The 2,902-nt window shown below is 55.9% G+C and carries 1 rRNA gene; it reads right to left on the bottom strand.

Features of this window, described 5'->3' with window-relative positions:
- Nucleotides 1–37: 37 nt before the first annotated feature.
- Nucleotides 38–2,902, bottom strand: a 23S ribosomal RNA gene (locus L0M98_RS22490).

The raw sequence follows: 2,902 nt of genomic DNA, 5'->3' as shown, positions 1-2,902 counted from the left end.
CGGAACGTTAAACGTATCATCTAACCCGCCGAACGTCAACTTTCGGGTGATTAGTACCACTCGGCTTTGCCGTCACCGGCTTTACACCTGTGGCCTATCAACGTCGTCGTCTACAACGACCCTACAAGGAGATCTCATCTTGAGGCAGGCTTCGCGCTTAGATGCTTTCAGCGCTTATCCCGTCCGCGCGTGGCTACCCGGCCGTACGACTGGCGTCATAACCGGTTCACTAGCGGCGCGTCCAACCCGGTCCTCTCGTACTAGAGTCAGGACCTCGCGAATCTCCAACGCCCACGACAGATAGGGACCGAACTGTCTCACGACGTTCTGAACCCAGCTCGCGTGCCACTTTAATCGGCGAACAGCCGAACCCTTGGGACCTTCTCCAGCCCCGGGATGTGACGAGCCGACATCGAGGTGCCAAACCGCTCCGTCGATATGAGCTCTTGGGAGCGATCAGCCTGTTATCCCCGGAGTACCTTTTATCCTTTGAGCGATGACCCTTCCACGCGGGATCACCGGATCACTATGCCCTGCTTTCGCACCCGATCGACTTGTGTGTCTCCCGGTCAAGCACCCTTGTGCCATTGCACTCGAAGGTTGATTACCAATCAACCGGAGGGTACCTTTGGAAGCCTCCGTTACGCTTTTGGAGGCGACCACCCCAGTCAAACTACCCACCACGCGGTGTCCTCTTACAAAGAGTTAGATCCCAGACAAGAGAAGGGTCGTATTTCAACGATGGCTCCACGATTCCTGGCGAAACCGCTTCATTGCCTCCGACCTATCCTACACGTCCCGTGCCCGGGAACAACGCGAAGCTGCAGTAAAGGTTCACGGGGTCTTTCCGTCCCGTCGCGGGTACCCGGCATCTTCACCGGAACTACAATTTCACCGAGCTCATGGTCGAGACAGTGCCCAGATCGTTACACCATTCGTGCAGGTCGGAACTTACCCGACAAGGAATTTCGCTACCTTAGGACCGTTATAGTTACGGCCGCCGTTTACCGGGGCTTCAATTCAAACCCTCGACTTTCGTCTAAGCTCTCCTCTTAACCTTCCGGCACCGGGCAGGTGTCAGGCCATATACGTCATCTCTCGATTTGGCATAGCCATGTGTTTTTGGTAAACAGTCGCCTGGGCCATTTCTCTGCGGCTCTATCACTAGAGCGTCCTTTATCCCGAGGTTACAGGACTATTTTGCCTAGTTCCTTGACCATGAATCACTCGAGCGCCTCGGTATCCTCTACCAGACCACGTGTGTCCGTTTACAGTACGGTTCCTCGTCACTTGAAGTTTAGCGGGTTTTCTCGGGGGTTAACGCCCGGAACGCTATCCGCTCGGCCGAGGCCTCGCGGTACTATCGACTTTCGCCTCGGGTGGCGTGCTTGACTACCACCGTCACAGGGTACGGTCTTCAACGCGCTATTCCGTCAGCGCGCGGTTCCTTGGTCACCCCGTCACCGCGTAACGGTGACGAGAAGCACGGGAATGTTAACCCGTTTCTCGTCGGCATCCCCACTCGGGTTAGCCTTAGAGGCCGGCTGACCCCCGGCTGATTGGCATTGCCGGGGAATCCTTGGTCTTTCGGCGTGGGGGGTTCTCGCCCCCATTATCGTTACTTATGCCTACATTTGCTTTTCCTGACGCTCCAGCGTACCTCGCGATACACCTTCGGCGCCGACAGGAATGCTCTCCTACCGGTTAGCTACTGCTAACCCCACCGCTTCGGTTGACGGTTTAATGCCCGTGTATTATCCACGCGGGATCACTCGACTAGTGAGCTGTTACGCACTCTTTAAATGAATGGCTGCTTCCAAGCCAACATCCTAGCTGTCTTCGCGATCCCACCTCGTTTTATCAACTTAACCGTCCATCGGGGACCTTAGCGGGTGGTCTGGGTTCTTCCCCTCTCGTCCGCGGACCTTAGCACCCGCGGGCTCACTCCATGGTTATGGTGTTCTAGCATTCGGAGTTTATCCGGATTTGATAGGCGGTGAAGCCCTCGCGTCCAATCAGTAGCTCTACCTCTAGAACAGAACACCACAGGCTGCACCGAAATGCATTTCGGAGAGTACGAGCTATTTCCCAGTTTGATTGGCCTTTCACCCCTACCCTCGCGTCATCCGAAAACTTTTCAACGTTTACCGGTTCGGTCCTCCATCACGTGTTACCGCGACTTCAACCTGCACGAGGGTAGATCACAAGGTTTCGCGTCTAGCGCCACCAACTTAACGCCCTTTAGAGGCTCGCTTTCACTTCGGCTCACGTCCCTGAAGGACTTAACCTCGCTGGTGACGACTAACTCGTAGGCTCATTATGCAAAAGGCACGCCGTCACCGGACTGACCGGCTCCGACCGCTTGTAGGCGCGCGGGTTCAGGGTCTATTTCACTCCCCGGCTAGGGGTGCTTTTCACCTTTCCCTCGCGGTACTGGTTCACTATCGGTCTCTCGGGAGTATTTAGCCTTACCAGGCGGTCCTGGTGAATTCAGGCAGGATTTCTCGTGTCCCGCCCTACTCGGGATACCGCTATCTTGATAACAATTTACGCGCACGGGGCTATCACCCTCCACGGCTTACCTTTCCAGGTAATTGCGCTTGATGTTATCGCGAATATCGCGGTCCCATGACCCCGTTGTCGCCGAAACGGCAACGGTTTGGGCTATTCCCCGTTCGCTCGCCACTACTGGGGGAATCACTGTTGTTTTCTTCTCCTGCGGGTAATGAGATGTTTCAGTTCCCCGCGTTCGCCTCCATTTAGGATGACTGGAATCTATCCAGCCGGGTTGCCCCATTCGGAAATCCACGGGTCAAGGGTTACTTGCACCTCGCCGTGGCCTATCGCGGCTTATCGCGTCCTTCATCGCCTCCGAGAGCCTAGGCATCCACCGCGCGCCCTT

Origin of the sequence: Butyricimonas sp. DFI.6.44 (genome assembly GCF_022132345.1) — a bacterium.
GTDB lineage: Bacteria > Bacteroidota > Bacteroidia > Bacteroidales > Marinifilaceae > Butyricimonas > Butyricimonas muris.
This window is presented reverse-complemented; position numbering and strand designations above follow the sequence as displayed.